Genomic DNA, 264 nt, shown 5'->3' on the forward strand with positions numbered 1-264 from the left:
GCCAACCGCATCACGAAGGCCAATATCGAACAGCTGCTGCTGAAGATCGATGCCCTCGGTCATGCGGACGCCGATGACCCGGTATACCTCGCCGTCGTGGTTGGCGATGCCCATGCGGTACTCGTCGCCGAGGAAGGGATTGAAGACCTCGGGGTCGTCCTCTTCTTCGGGTATGACCGCCTCGACGATCTGGCTGACGCGATCGTCATAGTCCGGCACCGCCACGCCGTCGATGTATTCGCCGCGCATCGCCACTCCTTAGCT

The 264-nt window shown here is 61.7% G+C and carries 1 protein-coding gene; it reads right to left on the reverse strand.

The features are described 5' to 3' along the window. On the reverse strand, window positions 1-249 hold a 249-nt coding region (locus tag SB717_RS36740), incomplete at its 3' end, for a hypothetical protein (protein ID WP_410907998.1). Between the last annotated feature and the right edge of the window lie 15 nt (window positions 250-264).

Source organism: Priestia sp. SIMBA_032, from assembly GCF_046535215.1.
Classification (GTDB): domain Bacteria; phylum Bacillota; class Bacilli; order Bacillales; family Bacillaceae_H; genus Priestia; species Priestia aryabhattai.